Raw genomic sequence first — 25,564 nt, forward strand, 5'->3', positions numbered from 1 at the left:
CCACGACCATCGGAGGAACGCAGCCTCCACCTGAATACCGGAGGTAGAGCTGCGGCAAACGCGGTTCCAGCAGAATGTCACATGTCGGCAACACGCTGTAGTGACATGTCGACAAGTCAGCGCCAAAACTGCCCTGGAAACAGGGGGTGTACGGCTTTTGCGCCGCTGGAACCGGTCTCCGCAGGGTCTACCCGTTCCGGTTACGCCTCGATCCTGTTTGCGGATCTCAGACGGGCAAAACTTCTGGCCAGGAGCCTTGACACGTGCATCTGGGAGACACCGAGTTCGGCGCTGATCTGGGACTGGGTCAGGTTGTTGTAGTAGCGCAGCAGTAGGATCCGCTGCTCGCGCTCCGGCAGCTGGACGAGCAGATGCCGTACCAGATCACGGTGTTCGACCCCGGCGAGAGCAGGATCCTCGTAGCCGAGCCGGTCCAGGAGCCCCGGCAGGCCGTCGCCCTCCTGGGCGGCCTCCAGGGAGGTCGCGTGGTAGGAGCGGCCCGCCTCGATGCAGGCGAGCACCTCGTCCTCGGAGATCTTCAGCCGCTCGGCGATCTCGCCCGTCGTGGGGGAGCGGCCGTGAGCGGTCGTCAGATCCTCGGTGGCGCCGGTGACCTGGACCCAGAGCTCGTGCAGCCGCCGCGGGACGTGCACGGTCCGCACGTTGTCGCGGAAGTAGCGCTTGATCTCCCCGACCACGGTCGGCATGGCGAACGTCGGGAACTGGACGCCGCGTTCCGGGTCGAAGCGGTCGATGGCGTTGATGAGACCGATGGTGCCGACCTGGACGACGTCCTCCATCGGCTCGTTGCGGCTGCGGAAACGGGCCGCGGCGTACCGCACGAGGGGCAGGTTCGCCTCGATCAGGGCGGCGCGCACCCTGCGGTGTTCCGAGGTGCCCGGTTCGAGGCCCTTGAGCCGGCCGAACAGCACCTGGGTGAGCGCCCTGGTGTCCGCGCCCCGGGTTCTGGTGGGCGTGGAGGGATCAGGCGTCTCGGTCTGGATGTCGTCCGTCTGGACGTTCTGGGGCGGGACTTGAGGCGCTGTACTGGCCGGCACGGTGTCGCCACCCCTTTGCGGTCAACTACGGTCAACTCATCCGTCAAAAGCGGTCATAGCATCACAAGACATGTCCACTGTGTGCAAGCACCGGAAAAAGTCGTGTTGAGCGCGATTCGGTTTAAACATGCCGAAAAGCCCCTCTCCTGAAAGGTGAGGGGCCCGAAGGGCCGAAAGGCGGAAACGCGTCAGAACGGGTAGTCGGCAATCACCCAAGTGGCGAATTTGCGCCACTGTCCGGCAGCCGCCTGATGTGCCGGGTGCTCGATGTAGCGCTTCAGGGAGTCCTCGTCCGCGACCGCCGAGTTGATCGCGAAGTCGTACGCGATCGGCCGGTCGGTGATGTTCCAGGCGCACTCCCAGAACGCGAGCTCGGGGATCGTTCCGTCGAGCGCGCGGAAGGCCTGTACGCCGGCGACGACCCGCGGATCGTCCCGTTCCACGCCGTCGTTCAGCTTGAACAGGACCAGGTGGCGGATCATGGGGGTTCTCCTACTTCACGAGCTCGGACATGAAATCCCCCACGCCCTGCGCGGCGCTCGAAACGCCTTCGAAGCCGACTTGGACGAGGTCGGCGGCCCGGGCGGGAGACGTGATGATCGTGTACAGCACGAAGACCACAATCAAGTAGAGCGCGATCTTCTTCGCTTGCACCACAGCCCCGCCTCTCCCTTTCGATCACCTGTGCAGTCGGGTGATTCTAGCCGCACGTTTGGCCGTATCCGCTGGCTGTTTCCGATCACTGATGTGGCCTTTAAGGACGAAGGACCCTCCGATCCGGGCCCTTTGCCCCCGGCTGCGGCTTCTGCCAGGAGGCAGGATGGGAAGCGAGCCCGCCGGATGCAACCGAAACGTGCGGGCCGAGGAACAGGACCTCTCCGGGGTCCACACCGCGAGATTCCCCCTGACCGCGGCGAGGGCCCCCTGGTCCCTGTTTCCACCGGGGGAAGCGGCTTGTCCCCCCGATGCCGCTTCCCCCGACCTCGAACCTGATGCAGGACATGACTGTGGCCCCGGCTTCCGAGCCGGGGCCACAGTCATGTCCTGCGCGAGGAACGCCCGAAGGGCCCGGCGCAATGCGCCGGGCCCTTCGTATGAGCGGTAGCGGAGGGATTTGAACCCTCGGTGAGTTTCCCCACACTCGCTTTCGAGGCGAGCTCCTTCGGCCGCTCGGACACGCTACCGAGAGAGAGCTTAGACCATCCCGGGCCATGGTTCGAAATCAGATTCCCGCCGCCCGGCCCGAGCGCGTGCGCGGCAGGGTCAGCGCTCGCGGAAGAAGGCGGTCAGCTGGGCCGCACAGGCGTCCTCCAGCACCCCGTGGATCACCTCGGGGCGGTGGTTGAGCCGACGGTCCCGTACGACGTCCCAGAGCGAACCGGCGGCGCCGGCCTTCTCGTCCCGTGCCCCGTAGACCACGCGGTCGATCCGGGACTGCACGAGGGCGCCCGCGCACATGGTGCAGGGCTCCAGGGTGACCACCAGCGTGCAGCCGGTCAGCCGCCAGGCGCCGAGAGCGGTTGCGGCGCGGCGCAGCGCGAGGACCTCGGCGTGCGCGGTCGGGTCGCCCGTCGCCTCGCGCTCGTTGTGGCCGGTGGCGAGCAGGGCGCCGTCCGGACCCAGGACAACGGCGCCGACCGGCACATCGCCGGCCAGCGCCGCCTGCGCTGCCTGGTCCAGGGCATGGCGCATGGGTGCCTGCCACGGGTCCCGTACGGGATCGGAGGGAGGCGGTGAGGAGGGCAGGGGTGGTGGTGCGTTCACCCGCGGACCCTAACGGACGGTCTCCAGGACCTCGGCCGCGCCGAGCGCGTCCGCGATCTCCACCAGCGCGTCGGTGCGCAGGGTCAGCAACTGCTTCTCGGACAGTCCGAGGTCGGCGAGGACCCCGAGATCTCCGAGCGGCCCCGCCGGTACGGCGTCGGGGTCGTGGTCCAGGTCGGGGTCGGGGTCGGCGACAGCGGCGGCGGTCCGGCCGTCGGCGCTGTCCTTGGCTTCGTCCGGTTCGCCGTCCTCCGTACCGTCGAGGTCCACGAGTTCCTCGAGTGCGGCGATCTCGTCGTCGGCCCCCGGTTCGCGGCCGAGCAGTTCATCGGTGAGCAGGATCTCCCCGTACGAGGAGCGGGCGGCGGCGGACGCGTCCGAGATGTAGATACGGGGGTCCTCCTCACCGTCCACCCGGACGACGCCGAACCAGGCGTCCTCCTGCTCGATGTAGACCAGGACCGTGTCCTCGTCCACCGAGGCCTCTCGGGCCAGATCTGTCAGGTCGGACAGGGTTTCCACATCGTCGAGCTCTGTATCGCTCGCTTCCCACCCGTCTTCGGTGCGCGCGAGCAGTGCGGCGAAGTACACCGTGACTCTCCCACTGGTCATAGGTGAATCGGTCCGACGGGAGGGCAGCACGGTCTTCCGGCTGCTCTGGGCCCCGCCCAATCGGCATCGTGGCAGAAACGAGCGCGAAGCGAGACGTCTTCGACCGTTGCGTCGGCCATGAGTTCCGGGAGTGCCCGCTCGGCGGGGGTCTCCTCGCGGGCGTCCGGGGAGGGGCATGGAGGTCCGCACGGCGGGTGATCACCAGCGGAACGTGCGCATCCGCATCTGTTGGCGCATACGGGCCGCGCGGGCGCGGCGCGGTTGGACCCGGTCGCGGAGCTGCTTCGCCTCATGGAGCTCACGGAGGAACTGGACCCGGCGCCTCCGGCGCGCCGCGTCACTCTCCTGCGCGTCCTGCACGTTCTCCTGCACGTCGGGCAGGTCGCGCGCGTCGCGTCCGGCCTGCCGCTGTTTCCGCTGCTCCCCGTCGGGCAATCGACACACCACCCCAAGCCTGGGTCCGTATGCCCCCACCTTCCCCCCGAACAGGTGCTTGATGCCAGTGCAGACGTGCGGGAAGCCCGTCCGGGGCCCCGCTACTGTTGACGGCATGCGGATCCACGTCGTCGACCACCCGCTGGTCGCGCACAAACTCACCACGCTGCGCGACAAGCGCACCGACTCCCCGACCTTCCGGCGGCTCGCCGACGAGCTGGTCACCCTCCTCGCGTACGAGGCCACCAGGGATGTGCGGACCGAGCAGGTCGACATCGAGACCCCGGTGACCGCCACGACCGGCGTGAAGCTGTCGTACCCGCGGCCCCTGGTCGTGCCGATCCTGCGCGCCGGTCTCGGCATGCTGGACGGCATGGTGCGGCTGCTCCCGACCGCCGAGGTCGGCTTCCTGGGCATGATCCGCAACGAGGAGACGCTCCAGGCGGAGACGTACGCGACGCGGATGCCCGAGGACCTCTCGGGGCGTCAGGTCTACGTCCTGGACCCGATGCTGGCCACCGGCGGCACGCTCGTCGCGGCCATCAGGGAACTGATCAAGCGCGGCGCGGACGACGTCACCGCGGTCGTGCTGCTCGCGGCGCCCGAGGGCGTCGAGGTCATGGAGCGCGAGCTGGCCGGCGCGCCGGTCACGGTGGTCACCGCCTCGGTCGACGAGCGGCTCAACGAGAACGGCTACATCGTGCCGGGGCTCGGCGACGCCGGCGACCGGATGTACGGCACCGTCGACTGACGGGGCCGTCCGGTCACCGGCCGCCCGGTCACCGGCAGGTGGACGGGGCCGGGGCGGGCTTCGTCAGGGCGGTGAGCGCGGAGGCGGCCGCCGCGGGCGTGCTGAACGCCGTGAACTTCGTACCGATGATCAGATCGACGTCCGCCGTCCGGCGGGCGTCGGTCTTCTGTACGGCCCCGGGCAGCTGCGTGCCGAGCACCGGGAAGGAACCGTCGGCCGCCTTCGGGGCGCCGAGCAGCAGAGCGGTGCCCGGCACCTTCTTGTCGTACGCGGCCGTGGCGTTGCCCACCTTGCCGATGGTGAAGCCGCGCTTCTTGAGTTCGTCGGCGGCGGCCTTGGCGAGCCCGCTGCGCGGCGTCGCGTTGTAGATGTTGACCTTGATGGTCGCCGGTTTGGGGAGCGCCTTGGCGGGTGCCGAAGCCGTCGGCGAGGGGCAGGCCTTCGTGCGCTCGGCCGCGTTCGCCCGTCCGTCGCCACCGGTGAAGACGTCGATGAGCTGCAGCGTGCCCCATCCGGCCAGACCGAGGGCCGCAACGGCAGCGACGGCCGACAGGACGAGCCTGCGGCGATGACGGGGGCGGCGCATGCGCGGGTAGGTGTTGCCCGTGATGCGGTACTTTCCGCCCATGCCGGGAGGGGTCAGCATGCTCATGGGCGCAGCGTAGTGCGACCTGGTGATGATGCCTACTAAACGATCAACAGATGGCACCCGTATGTGCATAAAAGCACTCGAAAGGCCGGAAATGGGCCACGGGTGGGAGTGGCGCGGTCAGCCGAGTTCGAGAACGCGTGCGTGCAGCACCTGGCGCTGCTGCAGGGCGGCGCGCACGGCGCGGTGCAGCCCGTCCTCGAGGTAGAGGTCGCCCTGCCACTTCACGACGTGCGCGAACAGGTCGCCGTAGAACGTGGAGTCCTCGGCGAGCAGGGTCTCGAGGTCCAGCTGGCCCTTGGTGGTCACCAGCTGGTCGAGGCGGACCGGGCGCGGCGCGACATCCGCCCACTGTCGGGTGCTTTCCCGGCCGTGGTCAGGATATGGCCGCCCATTTCCGATGCGCTTGAAGATCACACGGAAAGCCTACCGGGCAAGGACCTCCGGGCGCAGCCACGGGACGGGACTGCGATGCTTGGCAAACCGCAATGAATCGGGGGAAACCGGAACAGGGGCTGTCATGACTGGGAGCGAGAGCGCACTGCCGCAACAGGCTCAGGACATCGCCGCCGGGTACGCGGTCTCCGGTGCCGCCCTCGAACTCGGCGCGCTCCTCTGGGACGGTGCGGCCCTTCCCGGTGCGCGGATCCGTATCCCTCTGGGCATGCTCAACCGGCACGGCCTCGTGGCGGGCGCCACGGGCACCGGGAAGACCAAGACCCTCCAGCTGATCGCCGAACAGCTGTCGGCGAACGGGGTGCCGGTCTTCCTCGCCGACATCAAGGGCGACGTCTCCGGCATCTCCGCACCCGGACGGCCCGGCGAGAAGGTGAGCGAGCGCGCCGGGCAGGTCGGACAGGAGTGGTCGGCGGCCGGATTCCCGAGCGAGTTCTACGCGCTCGGCGGCATCGGGTCCGGCATTCCGCTGCGTGCGACGGTCACCAGCTTCGGACCGGTCCTGCTCTCCAAGGTCCTCCAGCTCAACCGCACACAGGAACAGTCCCTGGGGCTGATCTTCCACTACGCGGACTCCAAGGGCCTGGAACTGGTCGATCTCAAGGACCTGCGGGCCGTTGTCGCCTTCCTCGTCTCGGACACCGGAAAGTCCGAGTTGAAGGGCATCGGCGGGCTCTCCACGGCAACCGCAGGGGTGATCCTGCGCTCGGTCACCGCCTTCGAACAGCAGGGCGCGGGCGACTTCTTCGGGGAGCCGGAGTTCGATACGGCCGAGTTCCTCCGGCGGGCCCCCGACGGGCGGGGGCTGGTCTCCGTACTCGAACTGGCGGCCGTACAGGACAAGCCGCAGCTCTTCTCGACGTTCCTCATGTGGCTGCTCGCCGACCTCTTCCACGACCTGCCGGAGGTCGGTGATCCCGACCGGCCCGAGCTCGTCTTCTTCTTCGACGAGGCGCATCTGCTGTTCGCCGACGCGTCCAAGGCGTTCCTTGAAGCGATCACACAGACCGTGCGTCTGATTCGCTCGAAAGGAGTCGGCATCTTCTTCGTCACGCAGACACCGAAGGATGTCCCCGCCGAGGTGCTGGGCCAGCTCGGCAACCGGGTGCAGCACGCGTTGCGCGCGTTCACCCCGGACGACGCGAAGGCGCTGCGGGCGACGGTGAAGACCTTCCCCGACTCCCCGTACGACCTGGAGGAGCTCCTGACCGGGCTGGGTACGGGCGAGGCCGTGATCACCGTGCTGAGCGAGAGGGGCGCGCCCACCCCGGTGGCGGCGACCCGGCTGCGGGCACCGCAGTCACTGATGGGGCCGGTGCCGGCGGACGCGCTGGAACGGGCGGTGAAGGGGTCCTCGCTGTACGGGCGTTACGCCGAGGCCGTGGACCGTGAGTCCGCGTACGAGAAGCTCGCGGCCGGCCGGGAGGAGTCCGGGCGGGCCGACCGGGACGCGGCGGACCGCGCGGCCGTGGAGGAGGCCGTGGCGGCGGGGGCGCCCGAGGCGCGGAAGAGCGCGCCCGGGGAGTCGGCCCCGGCGCCGGGGGAGCGGAAGGAAGAGGACTCGCTGGTCCGGCAGGTGGTGGGGAGCAGCATGTTCAAGGCCCTGGCCCGGAGCGTGGGTACGCAGGTCGGGCGGGAGATCTCGCGGTCGCTCTTCGGCACGTCACGCCGCAGGCGGTGAGCGGGGCTCGCCGCCTGCGGCGTGAGGGAACGGTCCGGGTTACTCGGTGACGCCGTGCCCGTGGCCCTCGCGCAGTCCGCCGCCGCTGCCGGGCTCACCGGTGGTGGGGGCGGACGGGACCGGGCGGGTCAGGGAGCGCAGGTCGTAGGCGTAGGTGCCCACGGCGTTGGCGATCACGTCGATGTTGGTGTCGAAGTGCGCCATGTCGATGTTGTCCAGGTCGTCACAGGCCGCGTGGTAGCACGGGTCGTACGCGATGCCGGCCGTGCCGCCGAACGTCGTCGCCTGGTCGGCCGTCTTGATGCCCTCGGCGCCCGTGTCCGTACCGCCGGACGGGATGCCGACCTCGATGAACGGCCCGTAGTCGGAGCGTCCGGTGAAGTCCGTGCCGGTGTGGGGCTTGGCCTTCCCGTCCAGGAACCGGTTGATGTCACGCTCCAGTTGGGCGGAGCCCTCGGGGCCGGGGCCCTCGCCGACGTTGTCGGAGTTGTCGCCGTCGAAGACGAACTGCACACCGTTCGGCGAGGCGATCATGTCGAAGTTGAGGTAGAGCGCGACCTGTTTGCGCTGCTCCTCGGAGAGCTTCGCGACGTACGCCTCCGAGCCCAGCAGGCCGTTCTCCTCCGCCGACCACCAGGCGAACCGCACCTTGTTGGCGGGCTGCTTGTGGGACTTGGCGAGTTCCAGGGCGACTTCGAGGAGGCCGGCCGAGCCCGATCCGTTGTCGTTGATCCCGGGGCCGTCGGTGACCGAGTCGAGGTGCGCGCCGAGCATGACGGTCTTCGCCGGGTTCCCGCGGCGGGTCTCCGCGACGACGTTGCGGGTGGTGCGCTCCTCCTGGAACTCACGGATCTCGAAGTCGACCGTCACCTCGCCCTTGGCCAGGTCCGCGACGAGCTTCTCGCCCTCTGCCTGGAGGAGTCCGCCGGTGGGGATCTTCCCCGACTCGACGTCCCCGAGGGTGCCGGAGAGCACGCCTTCGGTGTTGTTGTAGATCACCGCGCCGGCCGCGCCCGCGACACCCGCGGCCGCCTGCTTCACGGCGAAGGAGCAGCCGCCGCGCTTGATCAGCGCGATCTTGCCGGTGAAGGTCGCGGAGGCGTAGTCGGCCGCCTCGCAGCCGGTGGTGTCGTCGACGGGAACGGCGACGAGGGCCGCGCGGACCCCGCCCTCCTTCGTGGACTTCGTGTACGTCATCGCCTTGATGGAGATGTCACGGGGCGTGGGTGAGACCACGGAGAGCTTCTCGGCCAGCGTCTCGGTGTAGACGAAGTCGAAGGCCTGGTAGCCGACCTCGTAACCGGCCTTCTGGAGCTGCCGGTAGACGTAGGCGGCGGAGGCGTCGTGGCCCAGCGAGCCGGCCGCGCGGTGGCCGTCCGCCGAGTCGGCTATCGCCTGGAACTGCTCCAGGTGCCGGTGGGCGTCCTTCGCGGACGAGTTCTTGACCAGGGTCCGCGACAGCTTGGCGGCGTCCTTGGCCGGGTCGTGGGGTGCGTGGCCCTGGTGCGGGGACGCGGCGAGGAGGAGCGGTGTGGCCAGGGCGGTGGCGGCCACAACCGCCATGGCTCTGCGACGAGTTGCGTGCACAGGAGTCCTTCCGATGCGAACGGATGTGCGTGAAAGCTAGCGAGCGGACCGGCATCTGTGAACCGCAGGCGCCGGTTGTGATCGCTTGTGTGGCCCGTTCGTGATCACTTGGCCCGTCCCGTCGCCTTCGCCGCCTTGGCCGCCGCCTTCGCTTCCTGCTTGTACGCACGCACCTCGGCGAGCGAGTCGGGTCCGGTGATGTCGGCGACGGAGCGGTGCGAGCCCGCCTCTCCGTACGGACCTGCCGCCTCCCGCCATCCGGTCGGGCGGACGTCGAACTGCTTGCCGAGCAGAGCCAGGAAGATCTGCGCCTTCTGGGTGCCGAACCCGGGCAGCGCGTTGAGGCGTTTCAGCAGCTCGGCGCCCGTACCGGCGCCCTCCCAGACCGCGCTCGCCTCTCCGCCGTACTCCGCCACCAGGAACTGGCACAGTTGCTGCACCCGCTTGGCCATCGAGCCGGGATAGCGGTGCAGGGCGGGTTTGGAGGTGAAGAGCTCGGTGAACGCCTCCGGGTCGTAGGAGGCGATCTCGTGCGCGTCCAGGTCGTCCGAGCCCATGCGTCCGGCCAGGGTGTACGGGCCGGTGAACGCCCACTCCATGGGGACCTGCTGGTCCAGCAGCATGCCGACGAGGGCTGCGAGCGGACTGCGTCCGAGGAGCTCGTCCGCGTCGGACTGCTGCGCGATCCGCACCGTGAAGTCCATGCCGTCGTTGCTCTTGGTCATATTTACGATGATCGCGAGAGCGGCGGGGATCGGCGAGTCCAGTGATGCCGGGCGGGGAGTCCGGAGGCATCCGGGGAGCGGGGATGTCACCTGTCCGGAGCGCCGTTCGTTCTCGGTGCATGAACGCCAACGAGAAGCTGACCATGGCCGTCGCCGGCGGAACCGGGACCCTGGGCCGGGGGGTCGTCGACACGCTGCGCTCGCGCGGTCACCAGGTGCGGGTGCTCAGCCGTCGCTCGCGGGAGTACCGCGTCGACCTGACCACGGGGGAGGGCCTGGACAGGGCGCTCGAAGGCTGTGACGTCGTGGTGGACGCCAGTAACAGCACGTCCTCGAAAGGTGCGGCGCGGACGCTCGTCGAGGGTTCGCGGCGCCTGCTGGCGGCCGAGGAAGCAGCCGGGGTCCGCCACCACGTCTGTGTCTCCATCGTCGGCTGCGAGCGCGTCCCCTTCGGGTACTACAGGGCGAAGGTCGCGCAGGAGCGGGTGGTGGAGGCGGGCCCGGTGGACTGGACCCTGGTACGGGCGACGCAGTTCCACGAACTGGTGGCCGGGCTGTTCGCCCCGATGGCCCGCTTCGGAGTGCTGGTCCTGCCCAGGATGCTCCTGCGGACCGTGGCGTCCGGGGAGGTGGCCGTGGCGGTGGCCGATGCCGCCGAGGGGCCCGCGCTCCGGGGCCGTATCGAGGTGGCCGGACCCGAGACCGCCGATGTCCGGGACCTCGCCCGGCAGTGGCGTTCGGTCACCGGCAGCCGCGCGCGGATGGTGCCGTTGGCGCTGCCGGGCGCGGTGGGCAGGGCTGTCCGGGCGGGTGCGCTGATCCCGGACCGGCCGGACGTGACCGGCACGACGACGTTCGCGGCCTGGCTCGAGGAGCGGAAGCTCCGGGGCTGAGGGCCGGGGGCGCCGGGTCGCGGGGCTTCAGGGCCGCAGGCGGGCGGCGCGCATCTGCAGGTAGCGGATCTCCGGTGCGCTGAGCGTGCGGTCGGCGGCCAGCCGGTAGGCGGCCCGTGCCCCCTCGCGGTCCCCGGCCTTCTCCAGCAGGTGGGCCCGTACGGCGTCCAGCCGGTGGTTACCGGCCAGCCGGTCGCTCAGCGCGTCCACTTCCGCCAGCCCGGCCCGGGGGCCGTGCACCATGGCCACGGCCACCGCGCGGCCGAGCGCGGCCATGGGGTCCGGGGCGCGGGCCACGAGGATGTCGTACAGGGCGAGGATCTGCGGCCAGTCGGTGTCCTCGGCGCGCTCCGCCTCGCAGTGCAGTGCCGCGATCGCCGCCTGCAGCTGGTAGGACCCCGCGGGGCCCTCGGAGAGTGCCTCCTCCACCAGGGCGGCGCCCTCCGCGATCGCTGCACGGTCCCACCGGGTGCGTTCCTGCTCGTCGAGCGGGATCAGCTCCCCGTCCGGGCCGCTGCGGGCCGCGCTGCGGGCCTCGGTGAGCAGCATCAGCGCCAGCAGGCCGGCCACCCGGCCCTCCTTGGGCAGGAGCACCCGTACGGAACGGGTCAGCCGGATCGCCTCGCGGGCGAGGTCCGCGCGGTGCAGGTCACTGCCGGAGGTCGCCGTGTATCCCTCGTTGAAGATCAGGTAGAGCACCTGCAGCACGGCGGCGAGCCGCAGATCGCGGTCGGCGGGCCCCGGCCGGCGGAACGGCTCTCCCCGGACCTTCTGTTTGGCCCGGCTGATCCTCTGGGCCATCGTCGCCTCGGTCACCAGGTGGGCCCGGGCGATCTCGGCCGTGGTGAGGCCGCCGACGGCGCGCAGGGTGAGCGCGACCTGGGCGGCGGGAGTCAGCTCCGGGTGGCAGCACAGGAAGAGCAGGGTGAGGGTGTCGTCCTCGGACGGCGCCCGGCTCTCCCCGGGCGGCGGGGCGGTGAACGCGTCCCGCGGGGTGAGTGCTGCCGCCGTCCTCTCGCGCCGGTGCCGGGCGGAGTCGCTGCGCAACTGGTCGGTCAGCCGCCGGGACGCGATCCTGATGAGCCAGCCGCGGGGGTTGTCCGGCAGTCCCCGCTCCGGCCACTGCTGCGCCGCCGCGAGGAGCGCTTCCTGCACGGCGTCCTCGGCGGCGTCGAAGTGTCCGTACCGGCGCACGAGCGCGCCGAGGACCTGCGGCGCGTGCCGGCGCAGCAGGTCCTCGACGTCCGTCGTCCGACGGTCCACACGTCACCTCCGAGCAGGCGGTTCCTCAGGCACCGCCCGAGTCGATCGGGCGGATCACCACGGGGTACTCGGGCGCGCCCTCGGGCTGCGGACAGAGCGCGATGCGTGCCGCGATCTCGGTCACCCGCTCCAGGCTCTCGCAGTCGAGCACCCAGTACCCGGCGAGGAGCTCCTTGGTCTCCCCGTACGGACCGTCGGAGATCACCGGCTGTCCGTCGGCGCCCGCGCTCACGAAACGGGTCTTCGCGGGTTCGACCAGCCCTTGGCCGTCCACCATCTCACCCGACTCGGCGAGGTCGTTGCTGATTCCTTCCATGAAGGCGAACATCGCCTTCACGTCCTTCTCGTTCCAGGCCGGGCTGTTCGCGGACGCCTTGCCGCGCATCGCCTCGTAGTCGGCCTGGGACCCCTGCACCATCACCAGGTACTTCATGATTCGCTCCCTCGGCGGCTGCGCTGCCCCTCGTGGGCAGCTCTCACAGGGGACGTCGGAGCCGCGGGCGGGTTCTCGACACCACGCGGGGGGTTTTCCGGAATCACCCCAGCAGGTGCGGCCCGGCAGCGGGCGGGCGCGCCGCGCCCTACCGCGCCCGGTTCCGGCCGAGCAGGGCGCGTACCGCCGCGCGGTCGACGTTCGTGAGGGCCCGGACGAGCTTCGGTGTGAGGAAGACGATCACGAGGCCGAGGAGGGAGGCCGCGGCGATCTGCAGGGGGGAGGAGAGGTAGTACTGGTGGCGGACGCCGTCCGAGGTGTAGTCGAAGACCTGGTATCCGGGCCAGCCCACGTAACGGGGGAAGACCCAGGCGTACAGCGGGTAGAGCGCGACCGTCCATCCGGTGATCAGGAAGGTCAGCGTCAGGCAGAAGCTCACCACCCGCCACGGAAACATGACGACCTGGAAGAGCAGTGCCTTCCAGCCCGCCGTGTCCGTCAGCCGGGCCTGGACGCCCGCCCACCGGCCGGACCGCTTCGCTGCGGGGATGTCTGCCGGCCCGGTGACGTCCAGGCCGAGCAGTGCGCCCGCCCGTCGCCGTTCGGTCGCACCGAGGCCGCGTGCCGCGGCGAGCAGGGCGGCGAGGACAGGCAGGCCGAGCACCGTGAGGGAGAGCCCGGCGCCGAGCGAGAACAGGGTCACGGAGAGGACGAATCCACCGATGGCGATCGGCAGCGAGGTCAGCGCGTAACCGATCTCCCGGTACGTGGCCGCGGCGAACGGGCCGCGCCGGAACGCCGTCGTGGGCGCGGCCCCCGTGGCCCGCGCGACGGGCGCGTCGGCGGTGGACGGTGCTGTGGTGCGCGGGAGGGTGCTGGTGGTCATGGCGGCCTCGACATCATCGGGTGGGATGCTCCGTGCTGACGTGCTCCACACTCGTGGATCCGCGCCCCCAACGGCATGGGGTGACCAGGCCGGTTGGGGGTGGGGCTGCCCCCCCGGGCGCCTCGGGGGATCCCGGTGGCCGGTCGTCCGACCTGGCCGGGCCGCGGACCGGACCGGACAGTAGAGTTCGGCAGCGTCATCCCCGAGCACCGAGGTACCGGCCGTGTCCCCCGCACCATCCGAACCACCCGCCCCGCAGTCCTCGCCCGACCTGCGTGCCGTGAGCGTGGTGGGCATCGGTGCCGACGGATGGGCGGGCCTGCCGGACACGGCACGCTCCGCGCTCCTGGACGCCGAGGTACTGATCGGCGGTGAGCGCCAGTTGCGGCTGCTCCCGCCCGGCTGCGAGGGCCGGCGCGTGCCCTGGCCGTCGCCCCTGCGGCCCGCCGTACGCGGCCTGCTCGCCGCCCACGAGGGGAACCGGATCGCCGTACTGGCCAGCGGCGACCCCATGTTCTACGGCATCGGCCGGGCCCTCACCGAGGAGCTCGGCCCGGGGGCGCTGCACGTCCTGCCGCACCCGTCGTCGACCTCCTACGCCTGCGCCCGGCTCGGCTGGCCGCTGGAGGACACCGAGGTCGTCACCCTGGTGGGCCGTCCCGCGGCCCGGCTGGCCGCCGCCCTGTACGACGGGCGCCGGCTGCTCGTCCTCAGCGCGGACGCGGCCACTCCGGCCGCCGTGGCCGCCCTGTTGCGGGAGCACGGCTTCGGTCCCAGCCGGATGCGGGTGCTCGAACAGCTCGGCGGCGAGCGCGAGGACTGTGTGGACGGCACCGCGGACACCTGGGCGCGAGAGCCCGGCGACCCCCTCAACGTCATCGCCGTCGAGTGCCGCTCCACGCCGGACGCCCTGCGCGTCGGCGCCGTGCCGGGCCTGCCCGACGAGGCGTACGAACACGACGGCCAGCTCACGAAGCGCCACGTACGCGCCGCCACGCTCGGCGTACTCGCGCCCGCCCCCGGTGAACTCCTCTGGGACATCGGCGGCGGCTCCGGATCGATCGCCGTCGAATGGCTGCGGACCCATCCGTCCTGCCGCGCGGTGACCGTCGAGCGCGACCCTGTGCGCGCCCGGCGCATCGCCCGCAACGCGGACCGGCTCGGCGTCCCCGCCCTGCGCGTGGTCACCGGCCGGGCGCCGGACGCCCTTGCCGGACTGCCCGTCCCCGACGCCGTGTTCATCGGCGGCGGCCTCACCGTGCCCGGCCTGCTCGACGCCTGCTGGGACGCGCTGCCCCCGGGCGGCCGGCTGGTCGCCAACACGGTCACGCTGGAGTCGGAGGCGCTGCTCGCCGAGCGGTACCGCCTGCACGGCGGCGACCTGGTGCGGCTCGCGGTGGCCCACGCGGTGCCGGTCGGCGGGTTCACCGGGTGGCGCCAGGCGATGCCCGTGACGCAGTGGTCCGTACGCAAAGCCCAGCCCGACTCACACGCCTCAGGAGACAACAGATGACCGTGCACTTCATCGGCGCGGGCCCCGGCGCCGCAGACCTGATCACGGTGCGCGGCGCGCGCATTCTCGCCGCCTCTCCTGTCTGCCTGTACGCGGGCAGTCTGGTGCCGCGCGAGCTGCTTGCCGAATGCCCGCCGGACGCCCGGCTCGTGGACACCGCCGACCTGGACATCGACCAGATCACCGCCGAACTGGTCCGCGCCCACAGCGACGGTCACGACGTCGCCCGGCTGCACTCGGGCGACCCCTCGGTCTTCAGCGCGGTGAACGAGCAGATGCGGCGGCTCGACGAGGCGGGCGTGCCGTACGACGTGGTGCCCGGGGTGCCCGCGTTCGCCGCGGCCGCCGCCGCGCTGAAGCGGGAGCTGACGGTGCCCACGGTCGGCCAGACCGTCATCCTCACCCGGATCGCCCAGCGCGCGACCGCGATGCCCGAGGGCGAGGACCTGGCCACGCTGGGCCGCAGCGGCGCGCTGATCGTGCTGCACCTCGCGGCGCGGTACGTGGACCGGGTGGTCGACGAACTGCTGCCGCACTACGGGGCCGACTGCCCCGCGGCCGTGGTGGCCATGGCCTCGCGCCCGGACGAGATCATCCTGCGCGGATCACTGGACTCCATCGCCGAGCAGGTCAAGGCGGCGGGGGTGATCCGGACCGCGGTGATCATGGTGGGCCGGACGCTGGGTGCGGAGCAGTTCCGTGACAGCCACCTCTACTCCCCTGCCCGGGACCGCCACACCTGCTGACCCGATCCTGTCCGGCGAGTGCTGGGGGCTGACGGCTCCCGTCACCGGATCTCGCTCCGCCCCACCACCGTCCCCGCGCGGTCGATGCAGATCACGTCCACCGCCACGGGTGCCCCCCGCAGCACGGACAGCGCCTGGTCACGCGCGGCCACGGCCACCAGGTCGCCCAGCGGTACACCGGCCGCCGCGCACAACTGCAGCGCGGCCAGGCCGGTGTTGGCGACCTCGATCTCGGCCGCCAGCGCCTCGCTCGCCCCGCCCTGCCGTGCCAGCCCGGCCAGGAAGATCTTGTCGACCTGGGAGCGGCCCGAGTGCAGGTCCAGGTGACCCGCGGCGAGCTTGGACAGCTTGGCGAACCCTCCGCAGACCGTCAGCCGCTCCACCGGATGCCGGCGCACGTACTTGAGTACCGCACCCGCGAAGTCCCCCATGTCCAGGAGGGCGATCTCCGGCAGCCCGTACTCGGTCACCACCGTCTTCTCCGAGGTCGAGCCCGTGCACCCCGCCACATGGGTGTGCCCGGCCGCTCGTGCGACGTCCACCCCGCGACGGATCGAGTCGATCCAGGCCGAGCAGGAGTACGGCACCACGACGCCTGTCGTGCCCAGGATCGAGAGGCCGCCCAGGATGCCCAGGCGAATGTTCCACGTGAAACGTGCGATCTCCTCGCCGTCGTCCACCGAGACCGTGATCTCGACGTCGCCGGTGCCGCCGTGCTCGGCCGCCACCCGCGCCATGTGGTCACGCATCATCTGGCGGGGCACGGGGTTGATCGCGGGCTCCCCTACGTCGAGCGGCAGCCCCGGGAGCGTCACCGTCCCCACGCCGGGCCCCGCCCGGAAGACCACTCCGGTCCCCGGTGGGAGCGGCCGCACAGTGGCCCTGACCAGCGCACCGTGCGTCACGTCCGGGTCGTCGCCCGCGTCCTTGACCACTCCCGCCGTGGCGAAGCCGTCGCCGAGCTCCTCCACCGCGAGCGCGAAGGCCGGGGTCTGCCCCCGGGGCAGGGTGATGGTCACGGGATCGGGGAACTCGCCGGTCAGCAGCGCGGTGTACGCGGCCGTGGCCGCGGCGGTCGCACATGCACCGGTCGTCCAGCCGGGCCGCAGACCGGTGTGCTTGAGTTGGGCGGCGCGCCCGCCCTGCGCCTCACTGCTCATGGATGGACCGATCCGATGCCGCTGCACGTACTCGTCCTCGGCGGAACGACGGAGGCCCGCCTGCTCGCGGAGTCCCTGGCGGCCGCGGACGGACTGCCCGCCGGGGCCCGGGTGACCAGCTCGCTCGCGGGTCGTGTCGGCCGCCCGAAACTGCCGCCCGGCGAGGTGCGCATCGGTGGATTCGGCGGAGCCGACGGCATGGCCGCCTGGCTCCGGGCGCACCGAGTGGATGCGGTCATCGACGCCACCCATCCTTTCGCCGGGAAGATCAGTTTCAACGCGGCCGAGGCCGCCACCGCAGTCCATGTTCCCCTGCTGGCGTTGCGCCGGCCCGGCTGGGTGCCCTCGGAGGGCGACCGGTGGCACGCGGCCGGCTCGCTGGCGGAGGCGGCCGGGCTTCTTCCGGGACTTGGCCGACGGGTCTTCCTCACGACGGGCCGGATGGGTCTCGCCGCATTCGCCGGTCTGGACGAGCTCTGGTTCCTGATGCGTTCGGTGGACGCTCCCGACGCGCCGCACCCGGCGCGGATGGAGACGCTGCTGGACCGTGGGCCGTTCACGCTGGAGGGGGAGCGGGAGCTGATCCGCCGCCATCGCGTCGATGTCCTCGTCACGAAGGACAGCGGCGGCGAGGCGACCGCCCCCAAGCTCACCGCGGCCCGCGAGGCGGGCATACCGGTGGTCGTCGTCCGGCGGCCCCCGGTACCGGAGGGCGTGCCGGTGGCCGGGACCCCCCGGGAAGCCGTCGGCTGGCTGCGCGACCTCGCGTGCCGGACCGCGCGAGCCCGGCCTGATCCAAACGAAAGACCCTAGCCGGCTCAGACGCCCGTACGACCGTCGATCCGTTCGCGTACGAGATCGGCGTGCCCGCAGTGGCGGGCGTACTCGCCGACCATGTGCGTGTAGATCCAGCGCAGGGTGACCTGCCCGCCCATGAAGGGGCTGGTGTCATCGAGTGCGCGGGCGGCGCAGTTCTCCCGTGCCCGGCCGATCTCGGCCTGCCAGACGGGCAGGGCCTGCTCGTACGTCGCTCCGTGGGCGAGGTCGAAACCGCCGTCGGTGGCTTCGGGATCGGCCCCGGGGGTGAAGAGCGGCGGCACGTCCTCCTGGGCCAGGACCCGGCGGAACCAGTTCCGCTCGACCTCCGCGAGGTGCTGGACGAGTCCGAGCAGGGTGATCGGCGAAGGTGCCGCGGTCGCCTCGCGGAGTTGGTCCTCCGTCAGGCCGTCGCACTTCTGGGCGAGCGTGGCGCGGTAGAAGTCGAGCCAGCTCTCCAGAGAGGCCCGCTCACCGGCGTCCAAAGGGGGCATGGGGCGTTCGGGAGCGCTCATGTCCGCCATCGTGGCACGGGGGTCCGACAGCGGACGGGCAGCGGCCCGCCACCGCCCGTCCCCGCCGCGACCGCGTTCAGCCCTCCGGGTAGCGGCGCGGCGTCCAGACGATCTGCCGGCCGTCCCCCCGCCGCACCCACCGGGTCTGCGAGGACCCCACGATCAGGATCGTCCGCATGTCGACCTCGGCCGGATCGAGATCGGCGAGGCGCACCGTGCGCACACTCTCCGCCGGGCCGCCGACATCGCGCCCGAGCACCACGGGTGTGTCCGGGGAGCGGTGCTCCAGCAGCAGGTCGCGGGCCTTGCCGACCTGCCAGGTCCGGCTGCGTGAACCGGGGTTGTACAGCGCCATCACCAGATCGGCCGTGGCCGCGGCGCGCAGCCGCTCGGCGATGACCTCCCAGGGCTTGAGCCGGTCCGAGAGCGAGATGGTGGCGTAGTCGTGGCCCAGCGGAGCACCCGCGCGGGCGGCGGCGGCGTTGGCCGCGGTCACACCGGGCAGCACCCGTACCGCTATGTCCGTGTACGCGTCCTGGGACGCCACCTCGAGTACGGCCGTGGCCATGGCGAAGACCCCCGGGTCACCGCCCGACACGACGGCCACCCGCCGCCCGCGCCGCGCCAGGTCCAGCGCGAACTCCGCCCGTTCCGACTCGACCTTGTTGTCGGAGCCGTGGCGCTGCTGCCCCGGCCGTACCGGCACCCGGTCCAGGTACGTCGTGTAGCCGACGACGTCGTCGGCGGCGGCCAGCGCCCCGCGGGTCTCGGGCGTCAGCCACAGCGGGCCGGCCGGCCCGGTGCCCACCACGACGACCTCGCCGGAGCCGGCGGCCCGTTCGGGGCGGGGTGCGTCGATCCGGCTCGGCAGCACCGCGACCGCGAAGTACGGCACCGAGTCCGCGTCGGTGTCCGCCAGATCGCCGGTGCGCTCCCCGGCCATGGTGGCGCGCTCGACGTAACGGGCCTCGGCGAGCCGCCCGGACGCCTCGAACGCACGGCGCACGGCAGGGAACGTGCGGCCCAGTTTCATCACCACCGCCGAGTCGGTGGCCGCCAGACGTGCCGTCAGCTCCTCCTCCGGCAGCGTGCCCGGCAGGATCGTCAGCACCTCCTCGCCCTCGACGAGCGGGGTGCCGAGACGGGCGGCGGCGGCGCTGACCGAGGTGACGCCCGGGATGACCTCGGTGGCGTAACGGTCCGCGAGCCGCTTGTGCATGTGCTGGTACGAGCCGTAGAACAGCGGGTCGCCCTCGGCGAGCACGGCGACGGTGCGCCCCGCGTCGAGATGGACCGCGAGGCGGGCCGCCGCCTCGGTGTAGAACTCGTCCAGCGCGCCCCGGTAGCCGCCCGGGTGGTCGGTGGTCTCCGTCGTGACGGGGTAGACCAGCGCCTCTTCGATGTGGTCGGCGCGGATGTGCTGCGCCGCGATGGAACGGGCGATGGACCGGCCGTGCCGGGCGGAGTGGTACGCCACGACATCGGCCTCGGCGATGACCTGCACGGCGCGCAGGGTCATCAGGGACGGGTCGCCGGGCCCGAGCCCGACCCCGTACAGCCGTCCGGTCTTCTTGTGCTCGCTCACGCTCACTCTTCCTCGCTGGCGATCGCGTTGATGGCCGCCGCGGCCATGGCGCTGCCGCCGCGACGGCCGCGCACGATCAGGTGCTCGAGGCGGGACGGATGGGCGGCCAGCGCGTCCTTGGACTCGGCGGCGCCGATGAAGCCGACCGGGACACCGATGACGGCGGCGGGGCGCGGGGCGCCCTCCTCGATCATCTCCAGGAGCCGGAAGAGGGCGGTGGGCGCGTTGCCGACGGCGACGACAGCCCCTTCCATGCGGTCGCGCCACAGTTCCAGTGCGGCGGCGCTGCGGGTGGTGCCGAGCTTCGCGGCCAGTTCCGGGACGGCCGGGTCGGACAGGGTGCACACCACGTCGTTGTCCGCCGGCAGCCGCTTTCGGGTGACACCGCTGGCGACCATGGCCACGTCGCACAGGATGGGCGCACCGGACCGCAGCGCCGCGCGGGCGCCGGCCACGGCATCCGGCGAGAAGGCGAGATCGCGTACGAGGTCGACCATGCCGCAGGCATGGATCATGCGGACGGCGACCTGGCTCACGTCGGCGGGCAGCCCTGCCAGATCCGCCTCCGCGCGGATGGTGGCGAAGGACTGGCGGTAGATCGCCGGTCCGTCCTTCTCGTACTGATGCACAGTGCTGTCGCTTTCTTCATCGGGTTTGTGGCCTGCGGCCGGACACAGGTGAACAGGTGATGCGCGGTCAGGTGCGAGAGCCTCGCGCCGCTGCCACGGCGGCGGCCAGCGCGGCAGGGTTGTCCCGGACCGTTGCCGTGGCGTCCGACCGGTCCCCCGTCACATGGGAGATCCGGTGTCCGTCCGGGGTGGCGACCACGTCGATCCACTCCCCGTGCGGATGGCCGCAGCGGCGTTCGCACCCGGACCAGTACACAGGCAGCCGTCCCGCGGGTCCGACGGCGGCCCCCGCTTCGGCCCGCACGTCGGCCAGCGACTTCGCGCAGCCGGGCCGTCCGATGCACGCCCCGACCCCGGCCCACGGCGAGCCGGGCCCGGTGATCAGACCGGCCTCCGCGAGGGCGGCGAGCAGCTCGTCCGCGTGATCCGGTGCGACGCCGGTGACGACGACGCCGCGCCACGGGGTGAGCCGCAGTTCGCCGGCGCTCGACAGGAGCCGCCACCGGTCCGGGTCCAGGCGCCCCAGCGGTACGCCGACGGACAGCGCGACATCGCGGCGGCCGCCGCGTACGGCGCCGAGGGCAGGCGGGAGGGATGCGTGGGGGCGGGGATGGCGGTCCTCCGACACGGCGGTACCGGTTCGCCTCAACCGCCGTACGACGTCGTCGGCCAGTGCGGCGGCGCCGCACGGCAGGTCCTTGACCCGCCAGGCACCGGTGTCCGGGGCGGCGTCCAGAAAGGCTTCGGCGGCCAGGAGCGCGGCGCGGGGCCCTTGGGAGGCCGGGATACGCAGGACGGTGTCGGTGTCCCCGACACGCAGCATCGCGTCGCCGTCGTCACGGGCCAGCAGGGTGAGGTCGGCGCCGAGGGCATCCACATCACCGCGGCCGTCATCGAGTGCGAACAGGAAGCGGCCGGAGAGCGCGGTCGCACGGTCGCTTCCGCACAGCAGACGGTCAAGTCCGGCCAGCCACACTCCGACTTCGGCGGCCCCGAGGCCGTCGAGCCCCGCGAGGGGGGAAGCGACGACGTTGCGTATCCGCTCGTGGCGTTCGGAGGGCAGCAGCCCGGCGCTGACCAGCAGTCCGGCCAACTCCGCACCGCAGTCCGGGGCGAGCCCGCGCAGCTGCACATTGCCGCGCGAGGTGAGATGCAACTCACCGTCGCCCAGCCGCACCGCGGCCTCCCCGAGAGCGTTCGCCCGAGCAACGGTCAGCACTCCACCGGGCAGCCGGACCCGCGCCAGCGCACCGTCGTCCGCCCGGTGCAGACGCAGCGTTCCGGGGCAGGCATCACCGCCCGGAGACCGGGGCGGGAGGGCGGATGGGGGCATGGCGGCGAGCATACCGACCGTGACCGCGGCACAGCCCTACGGTGACTGTGACCTGTAGGACACCCACCGGCCGGACCCGGAACCGCGACCGGTCCGGGGCCGTGCCGGGTTCGTTGCCCGGTCCCGGCCGCCGCAGGGCGAGAACCGGCCCGTCGTGCCACCGGGACAAGTCCCGTCCAGGGGCATCCCGTCACGCCCGGCCACCCGGCGCCTACTATGCCTAGCGGCGGTCCGTTCGGCCCGCCATCGCCAGACGGCGACATGGGAGGAAGCCCGGTGAGATTCCGGCGCGGTCCCGCCACTGTGAGCCCGGTCCACGACCGGGCGAGTCAGGAACTCCTGCCGTCCGACACCGCCCGGGGCGTGGACACCCCGAGGAAGGGCTGACGCCGCATGATCCTGCTCCTGTCGACGTCCGACACCGACCTGCTCAGCGCCCGCGCATCCGCGGGCCCGGTCAACTACCGCTACGCCAACCCCTCCCGGCTCTCCCTCGACGAACTCCCGGAGCTGCTGGACGGCACGGACCTCGTCGTCGTGCGCCTCCTCGGCGGCGTACGGGCCTGGCAGGACGGCCTCGACCAGGTGCTGGCGACCGGTCGTCCCGTCGTCGTGCTGACCGGCGAACAGGCCCCCGACGCCCAGCTGATGGCCGCGTCCACCGTCCCCATCGGCATCGCCGCCGAGGCGCACGCCTATCTCGCGCACGGCGGCCCCGCCAACCTGGAGCAGCTGGCCCGGTTCCTGTCCGACACCGTGCTGCTCACCGGCCACGGCTTCGAGCCGCCCGCCCCCGCCCCCGCCTGGGGCCCGCTGGAGCGGACGGCCCGTGAGGGCATCACCGGGCCCACCGTGGCGGTGTTGTACTACCGCGCCCACCACATGAGCGGGAACACGGCGTTCATCGAAGCGCTCTGCACCGCCGTCGAGGACGCGGGATCCCGCGCCCTCCCGCTGTACGTCGCCTCGCTCCGTACGCCCGAGCCCGAACTCATCGACGAACTCCGTGCCGCCGACGCCATCGTGACCACCGTCCTCGCCGCGGGCGGCACCAAGCCGGCCACCGCGTCCGCGGGCGGCGACGACGAGTCCTGGGACGCGGGCGCCCTCACCGGCCTCGACGTCCCGGTGCTCCAGGCGCTCTGCCTCACCAGCCCCCGCGCCGCCTGGGAGGAGAACGACGAGGGCGTCTCCCCGCTCGACGCCGCCACCCAGATCGCGGTGCCGGAGTTCGACGGCCGCCTGATCACGGTGCCGTTCTCCTTCAAGGAGATCGACGAGGACGGCCTGCCCGCGTACGTCGCCGACGCCGAGCGTGCGGCACGGGTCGCCGGAATCGCCGTACGGCACGCCCGGCTCCGCCACATCCCGGCCGCCGAGAAGCGGATCGCCCTCGTCCTGTCCGCGTACCCGACCAAGCACTCCCGCATCGGCAACGCCGTCGGCCTCGACACCCCCGCGAGCGCCGTCGCCCTGCTGCGCAGGCTCCGGGCCGAGGGCTACGACTTCGGGCCCGAGGAGGAGATCCCGGGTCTGGTCTCCGGCGACGGCGACGAGCTGATCTACGCGCTGATCGAGGCCGGCGGCCACGACCAGGAGTGGCTCACCGAGGAGCAGCTGGCCCGCAACCCGGTCCGGATCCCCGCCGCCGACTACCGCCGCTGGTTCGCCACGCTGCCCGCCGAACTCCGCGAGGCCGTCGAGCGGCACTGGGGCCCGGCCCCCGGCGAGATGTTCCTCGACCGGTCCCGCAACCCCGAGGGCGACATCGTGCTCGCCGCCCTGCGCCGCGGCAATCTGCTGATCCTCATCCAGCCTCCGCGCGGCTTCGGCGAGAACCCGATCGCGATCTACCACGACCCCGATCTGCCGCCCTCGCACCACTACCTGGCCGCCTACCGCTGGATCGCCGCGTCCGCGGACGACAACGGTTTCGGCGCCGACGCGATGATCCACCTCGGCAAGCACGGCAACCTGGAGTGGCTGCCCGGCAAGAACGCCGGCCTGTCCGCCGCCTGCGGCCCCGACGCCGCACTGGGAGATCTGCCGCTCGTCTACCCGTTCCTGGTGAACGACCCGGGCGAGGGCACCCAGGCCAAGCGCCGCGTGCACGCCACCCTGGTCGACCACCTCGTACCGCCGATGGCACGCGCCGACAGCTACGGCGACATCGCCCGCCTCGAACAGCTCCTGGACGAGCACGCGCAGATCGCCGCGATGGACCCGGCGAAGCTCCCGGCCGTCCGCGCCCAGATCTGGACACTGATCCAGGCCGCGAAGCTCGATCACGACCTGGGTCTGCAGGACCGGCCCGAGGACGAGGGCTTCGACGAGTTCATCATGCATCTCGACGGCTGGCTCTGTGAGATCAAGGACGTCCAGATCCGCGACGGGCTGCACGTCCTGGGCGGTGCCCCGGCCGGCAAGGACCGCGTCAACCTCGTCCTCGCCGTCCTGCGCGCCCGCCAGATCTGGGGCGGTACGACGTCGCTGCCCGGTCTGCGCGAGGCGCTCGGCCTCGACGAGTCCGCGGCCACGCGCACCGCCGCCGACGAGATCGAGGAGCAGGCCCGCGCTCTCGTCCAGGCGATGGAGGACGCGGACTGGGATCCGGCCGCCGTGGCCGACGTGGCCGCCGGACAGCCGTCCGCCGTCGCCGACATCCTCGACTTCGCCGCCAAGGAGGTCGTGCCGCGTCTCGCCGCCACGACCGACGAGCTCGACCACACCGTCCACGCGCTGAACGGCGGGTTCGTCCCCGCGGGCCCGTCCGGTTCCCCGCTCCGCGGTCTGGTGAACGTCCTGCCGACCGGCCGGAACTTCTACTCCGTCGACCCGAAGGCCGTCCCGTCCCGCCTCGCCTGGGAGACCGGCCAGGCCCTCGCGGACTCGCTCCTGGAGCGCTACCGCGCCGACAACGGCGAATGGCCCACCTCCGTCGGCCTGTCCCTGTGGGGCACGAGCGCGATGCGCACCGCGGGCGACGACATCGCCGAGGCCTTCGCCCTGCTCGGCGTCCGCCCGGTCTGGGACGACGCCTCGCGCCGCGTCACGGGCCTGGAGCCGATCCCGTACGAGGAGCTGGGCCGCCCCCGTATCGACGTCACGCTGCGCATCTCCGGCTTCTTCCGCGACGCCTTCCCGCACACCATCGGCCTGCTGGACGACGCGGTACGCCTGGCGGCCTCCCTCGACGAGCCCGCCGAGCGGAACTTCGTACGCGCCCACACCCAGGCCGACCTGGCCGAACACGGCGACGAGCGGCGTGCCACCACCCGCATCTTCGGCTCCCGGCCGGGGACGTACGGTGCCGGGCTGCTGCAGCTCATCGACTCCCGCGACTGGCGCACCGACGCCGACCTCGCCGAGGTCTACACGGTGTGGGGCGGCTACGCCTACGGCCGTGAGCTCGACGGGCGCCCGGCCCGGGACGAGATGGAGACCGCGTACAAGCGGATCGCGGTCGCCGCGAAGAACACCGACACGCGCGAGCACGACATCGCGGACTCGGACGACTACTTCCAGTACCACGGCGGCATGGTCGCGACCGTACGCGCGCTGAAGGGCACCGCCCCCGAGGCGTACATCGGCGACTCGACGCGCCCCGAGACGGTCCGCACGCGCACCCTGGTCGAGGAGACGTCCCGGGTCTTCCGCGCCCGGGTGGTCAACCCGAAGTGGATCGAGGCGATGCGCCGCCACGGCTACAAGGGCGCCTTCGAGCTCGCCGCCACGGTCGACTACCTGTTCGGTTACGACGCGACGACGGGCGTGGTCGCGGACTGGATGTACGACAAACTCACCGAGACGTACGTCCTGGATCCGACGAACCGCGCATTCCTCCAGCAGGCCAACCCCTGGGCCCTCCACGGCATCGCGGAACGCCTCCTGGAGGCCGAGTCCCGGGGCATGTGGGCGAAGCCCGACCCGGCCGTGCTCGAGGCGCTGCGCCAGGTCTTCCTGGAGACGGAAGGCAACCTGGAGGGTGAGGACTGAGGCGCGCGTCCCGGCGCTCCGCACCGGGCGGATCCGGGACATATTGCCGCTCCGCAGTACCGGGTCCAAGCTGGTGGG

General features: G+C 71.9%; 25 protein-coding genes, 1 tRNA gene and 1 riboswitch. Of the genes, 7 read left to right on the top strand and 19 right to left on the bottom strand.

The features are described from left to right. Window positions 1-200: 200 nt before the first annotated feature. The 7 genes from ACFW9O_RS08235 to ACFW9O_RS08265 form a co-directional block, all read right to left on the bottom strand. Window positions 201-1,058 carry an RNA polymerase sigma factor SigF gene (locus ACFW9O_RS08235; RefSeq protein WP_329208905.1) on the bottom strand — a complete coding sequence of 286 codons (858 nt, stop codon included), beginning with the start codon at window positions 1,056-1,058 and terminating at the stop codon, window positions 201-203. 188 nt (window positions 1,059-1,246) lie between these two features. After that, window positions 1,247-1,540, bottom strand: a complete 294-nt coding sequence (locus ACFW9O_RS08240) for a Dabb family protein (protein WP_384606411.1) — start codon at window positions 1,538-1,540, stop codon at window positions 1,247-1,249. A gap of 10 nt (window positions 1,541-1,550) precedes the next feature. After that, window positions 1,551-1,715 carry a hypothetical protein gene (locus ACFW9O_RS08245; RefSeq protein WP_164494166.1) on the bottom strand — a complete coding sequence of 55 codons (165 nt, stop codon included), beginning with the start codon at window positions 1,713-1,715 and terminating at the stop codon, window positions 1,551-1,553. 442 nt (window positions 1,716-2,157) lie between these two features. Continuing rightward, window positions 2,158-2,242, bottom strand: a tRNA-Ser gene (locus ACFW9O_RS08250). Window positions 2,243-2,321: 79 nt separating this feature from the next. Beyond that, window positions 2,322-2,750, bottom strand: a complete 429-nt coding sequence (tadA, locus tag ACFW9O_RS08255) for a tRNA adenosine(34) deaminase TadA (RefSeq protein WP_351170091.1) — start codon at window positions 2,748-2,750, stop codon at window positions 2,322-2,324. 81 nt (window positions 2,751-2,831) lie between these two features. Further along, window positions 2,832-3,413 (bottom strand): hypothetical protein, encoded by a 582-nt coding sequence (locus tag ACFW9O_RS08260; RefSeq protein WP_351170088.1) that lies wholly within the window; start codon window positions 3,411-3,413, stop codon window positions 2,832-2,834. Between the two features lie 219 nt (window positions 3,414-3,632). Further along, window positions 3,633-3,881, bottom strand: a complete 249-nt coding sequence (locus ACFW9O_RS08265; protein ID WP_351170076.1) for a hypothetical protein — start codon at window positions 3,879-3,881, stop codon at window positions 3,633-3,635. A gap of 103 nt (window positions 3,882-3,984) precedes the next feature. Here ACFW9O_RS08265 and upp point away from each other — a divergent pair, with 103 nt between their 5' ends. Beyond that, window positions 3,985-4,620: a uracil phosphoribosyltransferase gene (gene upp / locus ACFW9O_RS08270; RefSeq protein ID WP_329208898.1), complete on the top strand. Its 636-nt coding sequence runs from the start codon at window positions 3,985-3,987 to the stop codon at window positions 4,618-4,620. Window positions 4,621-4,648: 28 nt separating this feature from the next. Here the strand turns inward: upp and ACFW9O_RS08275 are convergent, their stop codons facing one another. Next, window positions 4,649-5,248 carry a LytR C-terminal domain-containing protein gene (locus tag ACFW9O_RS08275; RefSeq protein ID WP_351170085.1) on the bottom strand — a complete coding sequence of 200 codons (600 nt, stop codon included), beginning with the start codon at window positions 5,246-5,248 and terminating at the stop codon, window positions 4,649-4,651. A gap of 141 nt (window positions 5,249-5,389) precedes the next feature. Continuing rightward, the gene (locus ACFW9O_RS08280; RefSeq protein WP_003955420.1) at window positions 5,390-5,686 is read right to left on the bottom strand and encodes a type II toxin-antitoxin system VapB family antitoxin; all 297 of its coding nucleotides are present in this window, start codon (window positions 5,684-5,686) and stop codon (window positions 5,390-5,392) included. 103 nt (window positions 5,687-5,789) lie between these two features. Here ACFW9O_RS08280 and ACFW9O_RS08285 point away from each other — a divergent pair, with 103 nt between their 5' ends. Next, window positions 5,790-7,406: a helicase HerA-like domain-containing protein gene (locus ACFW9O_RS08285; RefSeq protein WP_384606414.1), complete on the top strand. Its 1,617-nt coding sequence runs from the start codon at window positions 5,790-5,792 to the stop codon at window positions 7,404-7,406. Window positions 7,407-7,445: 39 nt separating this feature from the next. Here ACFW9O_RS08285 and ACFW9O_RS08290 read toward each other — a convergent pair whose 3' ends face one another. Further along, window positions 7,446-8,969, bottom strand: a complete 1,524-nt coding sequence (locus ACFW9O_RS08290) for a M28 family metallopeptidase (protein WP_351170082.1) — start codon at window positions 8,967-8,969, stop codon at window positions 7,446-7,448. 128 nt (window positions 8,970-9,097) lie between these two features. Then, on the bottom strand, window positions 9,098-9,718 hold the full coding sequence (locus ACFW9O_RS08295) for an HhH-GPD-type base excision DNA repair protein (protein WP_384606417.1): 621 nt from the start codon (window positions 9,716-9,718) through the stop codon (window positions 9,098-9,100). Between the two features lie 119 nt (window positions 9,719-9,837). On the opposite strand from ACFW9O_RS08295, the gene ACFW9O_RS08300 reads away from it, so the two are divergent. Next, window positions 9,838-10,611 carry an SDR family oxidoreductase gene (locus ACFW9O_RS08300; protein ID WP_384606420.1) on the top strand — a complete coding sequence of 258 codons (774 nt, stop codon included), beginning with the start codon at window positions 9,838-9,840 and terminating at the stop codon, window positions 10,609-10,611. Window positions 10,612-10,638: 27 nt separating this feature from the next. Here ACFW9O_RS08300 and ACFW9O_RS08305 read toward each other — a convergent pair whose 3' ends face one another. From ACFW9O_RS08305 to ACFW9O_RS08315, 3 genes are all read right to left on the bottom strand, one after another. Then, the gene (locus ACFW9O_RS08305; protein WP_384606423.1) at window positions 10,639-11,874 is read right to left on the bottom strand and encodes an RNA polymerase sigma factor; all 1,236 of its coding nucleotides are present in this window, start codon (window positions 11,872-11,874) and stop codon (window positions 10,639-10,641) included. A 25-nt stretch (window positions 11,875-11,899) separates the two neighbouring features. Then, window positions 11,900-12,307 carry a YciI family protein gene (locus tag ACFW9O_RS08310; protein WP_384606425.1) on the bottom strand — a complete coding sequence of 136 codons (408 nt, stop codon included), beginning with the start codon at window positions 12,305-12,307 and terminating at the stop codon, window positions 11,900-11,902. Window positions 12,308-12,455: 148 nt separating this feature from the next. After that, window positions 12,456-13,193 (bottom strand): sensor domain-containing protein, encoded by a 738-nt coding sequence (locus ACFW9O_RS08315; protein ID WP_384606427.1) that lies wholly within the window; start codon window positions 13,191-13,193, stop codon window positions 12,456-12,458. Between the two features lie 223 nt (window positions 13,194-13,416). On the opposite strand from ACFW9O_RS08315, the gene cbiE reads away from it, so the two are divergent. Together cbiE and cobM are read left to right on the top strand one after the other, a co-directional pair. Continuing rightward, entirely contained in the window at window positions 13,417-14,706 is a 1,290-nt protein-coding gene (gene cbiE, locus ACFW9O_RS08320; protein ID WP_384606430.1) for a precorrin-6y C5,15-methyltransferase (decarboxylating) subunit CbiE, read from the top strand. Beyond that, window positions 14,703-15,452, top strand: a complete 750-nt coding sequence (gene cobM / locus ACFW9O_RS08325; protein WP_384606433.1) for a precorrin-4 C(11)-methyltransferase — start codon at window positions 14,703-14,705, stop codon at window positions 15,450-15,452. The genes cbiE and cobM overlap by 4 nt, the downstream gene beginning before the upstream one ends. A 41-nt stretch (window positions 15,453-15,493) precedes the next feature. Here the strand turns inward: cobM and ACFW9O_RS08330 are convergent, their stop codons facing one another. After that, the gene (locus ACFW9O_RS08330; RefSeq protein WP_351170054.1) at window positions 15,494-16,612 is read right to left on the bottom strand and encodes a cobalt-precorrin-5B (C(1))-methyltransferase; all 1,119 of its coding nucleotides are present in this window, start codon (window positions 16,610-16,612) and stop codon (window positions 15,494-15,496) included. Between the two features lie 15 nt (window positions 16,613-16,627). Here ACFW9O_RS08330 and ACFW9O_RS08335 point away from each other — a divergent pair, with 15 nt between their 5' ends. Then, complete coding sequence (locus tag ACFW9O_RS08335; protein WP_384606435.1) at window positions 16,628-17,425, top strand: cobalt-precorrin-6A reductase; 798 nt, start codon at window positions 16,628-16,630, stop codon at window positions 17,423-17,425. Between the two features lie 5 nt (window positions 17,426-17,430). On the opposite strand, the gene ACFW9O_RS08340 is transcribed toward ACFW9O_RS08335, so the two are convergent. The 4 genes from ACFW9O_RS08340 to ACFW9O_RS08355 all read right to left on the bottom strand — a co-directional run bounded on the left by ACFW9O_RS08340 (window position 17,431) and on the right by ACFW9O_RS08355 (window position 21,502). After that, entirely contained in the window at window positions 17,431-17,943 is a 513-nt protein-coding gene (locus ACFW9O_RS08340) for a DinB family protein (protein WP_384606437.1), read from the bottom strand. A 76-nt stretch (window positions 17,944-18,019) separates the two neighbouring features. Next, complete coding sequence (gene cobJ, locus ACFW9O_RS08345; protein WP_384606440.1) at window positions 18,020-19,534, bottom strand: precorrin-3B C(17)-methyltransferase; 1,515 nt, start codon at window positions 19,532-19,534, stop codon at window positions 18,020-18,022. After that, window positions 19,531-20,157 (bottom strand): precorrin-8X methylmutase, encoded by a 627-nt coding sequence (locus ACFW9O_RS08350; protein WP_351170042.1) that lies wholly within the window; start codon window positions 20,155-20,157, stop codon window positions 19,531-19,533. The genes cobJ and ACFW9O_RS08350 overlap by 4 nt, the downstream gene beginning before the upstream one ends. Window positions 20,158-20,224: 67 nt before the next feature. Further along, on the bottom strand, window positions 20,225-21,502 hold the full coding sequence (locus ACFW9O_RS08355) for a cobalamin biosynthesis protein CobG (protein WP_384606443.1): 1,278 nt from the start codon (window positions 21,500-21,502) through the stop codon (window positions 20,225-20,227). A 198-nt stretch (window positions 21,503-21,700) separates the two neighbouring features. Further along, window positions 21,701-21,852: riboswitch (cobalamin riboswitch) on the top strand. Between the two features lie 31 nt (window positions 21,853-21,883). On the opposite strand from ACFW9O_RS08355, the gene cobN reads away from it, so the two are divergent. Then, a complete protein-coding gene (cobN, locus tag ACFW9O_RS08360; protein ID WP_384606446.1) occupies window positions 21,884-25,486 on the top strand; it encodes a cobaltochelatase subunit CobN in 3,603 nt (1,200 codons plus the stop codon). Window positions 25,487-25,564 lie beyond the last annotated feature (78 nt).

Source organism: Streptomyces sp. NPDC059499 (assembly GCF_042749285.1).
Classification (GTDB): domain Bacteria; phylum Actinomycetota; class Actinomycetes; order Streptomycetales; family Streptomycetaceae; genus Streptomyces.